Consider the following 2,030-nt stretch of genomic DNA (forward strand, 5'->3'; position numbering starts at 1 on the left):
ATCTGACTATCTGACTATCTGACTATCTGACTATCTGACTATCTGACTATCTGACTATCTGACTATCTGACTATCTGACTATCTGACTATCTGACTATCAAGGATAGTTGGCTTAATGCTGAAATCAGTCAAGCATTCCATTGGAGGGGCCATGCAATATTCATAGGCTTCTATATTTTTCTCGCTCTCAATCAATTCACGCTCATACGTGGGTAAAATGGCAAACCTAACATCAAAGTATCTCAGTACTTAGGTGCTTCGCCTAACCAGTAAGACTTATCAGGAACTGCATATCAACATGCCAAGTTTATCCCATATTGAATAAGGCGAATGACTGAAACGACAAATTAGCAAATAGTGGTACAGCATTCATGACTATCAGCACAGTGAACTTATTCACTTTAACAAAGCTAAGCAGTGAGTTTCAATTTGCTCTAGATTTAAATAAGTAAACGAGTTTGAATCAACCTTAACACCTGTAACAAATTCAGTTCCAAGGGGGCAGTAAGCTCCGAATACCACAGATATGTTAGTTTCGGACATTCAGACCCCCCCACCTTAAGTGAGGAAGATATAGCAATAAGACTCGCGTTTATTTACTAAAGGGCTTTAGCGCAATGCCTTAGCCCTTGCTATACGATGACAACAAAAAATAGCAAGAAAAGGTGAGACAAATACTTAAGTGATTAAATATCATACCGACTCTAGAGGAGGCTTGAGTAATGACTTGGTCACAACGAATGAATTGGGCAATAGATTACATAGAAACTCACTTAGATAGCGATCTTAGTATTGAGGATGTAGCCAATGCAGCATACTGCTCTAAGTATCACTTCCACCGCATGTTCTTTGCTAATTTTAAAATTACCTGTGCTGAATACATCAGAAAACGAAAACTAACCTTAGCTGCCGCTGAGTTATTGAATACAAGTGACAGTATTGTCGATATTGCACTCAAATTTGGTTACAAATCCCCCAATGCTTTTGCTCGCGCATTTAGGAATGTACATGGAATAAATCCGAGTAAGGCGCGTGTTGAAGGTAATTCGCTTTCTTCATATAAGCGAGTTGTCGCTCCCAAAGACAATCAAGTAGGTGAAAGCATGAACTACAAAATAATTCAGGTACCAGAATTCAATTTAATAGGTAAAAGTAAAAGCTTTGAGTATGAAAGTTTTGGAAGTGACGGCCCCAAATTTTGGAAAGAGTATGTTGCCTCAAAAGACTATAAGAAGCTTATTCAACTTAATAACGGCCAACCATGCCCTATTACCATGCTTCTTTGCTTTCAGCTTATTTTCCAATAGAAAATGGAAAACAGGACGAATTCCTGGATGTTTTAGGTGTTGAAACAGCCAACCGAGATAGCTTGAAGGAGTTTGAGACTCATACAGTACCTTCCTCCACTTACGCAGAATTTAACTGCACGTACAGGACTTCAATAAAAACCAATCGATATATCTATGGTACATGGTTTTCTTCAACTGGTTTTGAAAGAGATGGTAACAAACCTGACATAGTGGCGTATTTCCCAATTCTATTTAGGCCAATGAATAAGATGCTTGTTCGATGGTGGATCCCCATCATTCGCAAGTTTCATGCAAAAGGTTAGCGACAGCGAACACAGTGAGCACGCTCTTTTCCAGCAAGGTGAAATGCGCTGGTTTAGCTGTTGCCGAGGGACTTAGACGAAAAAAAGCCCGACTCTTTCGGATCGGGCTTTCTTTTATTTGGCGCTTGGCAATGGTCCGGCCGACGGCCAGAGGCCTCGCGTTCAGTCGGTAGAAAGTGAAACTATTCACTTTCCTAGTGCAAAAGGTTAGCGACAGCGAACACAGTGAGCACGCTTCTTTTGCGCAAGGTGAATTGAGCTCGTTTAGCTGTTGTCGAGAGACTTAGACGCAAAAAAGCCCGACTCTTTCGAATCGGGCTTTCTTTTATTTGGCGCTTGGCGATGTCCTACTTTCACATGGGAAACCCCACACTATCATCGGCGCTATTTCGTTTCACTACTGAGTTCGGCATGGGAT

At 41.0% G+C, this 2,030-nt stretch carries 1 protein-coding gene and 1 rRNA gene; one reads left to right on the forward strand and one right to left on the reverse strand.

Annotation, left to right across the window (positions count from 1 at the left end):
• Positions 1 to 722 precede the first annotated feature (722 nt).
• Positions 723 to 1,307: a helix-turn-helix domain-containing protein gene (locus tag L1286_RS23945; protein ID WP_235409538.1), complete on the forward strand. Its 585-nt coding sequence runs from the start codon at positions 723 to 725 to the stop codon at positions 1,305 to 1,307.
• 639 nt (positions 1,308 to 1,946) lie between these two features.
• Here the strand turns inward: L1286_RS23945 and rrf are convergent.
• Positions 1,947 to 2,030: ribosomal RNA gene (gene rrf / locus L1286_RS24345) — 5S ribosomal RNA — on the reverse strand; the annotation flags it as partial.

It is taken from the genome of Pseudoalteromonas sp. SMS1 (assembly GCF_021530565.1).
Taxonomy (GTDB): domain Bacteria; phylum Pseudomonadota; class Gammaproteobacteria; order Enterobacterales; family Alteromonadaceae; genus Pseudoalteromonas.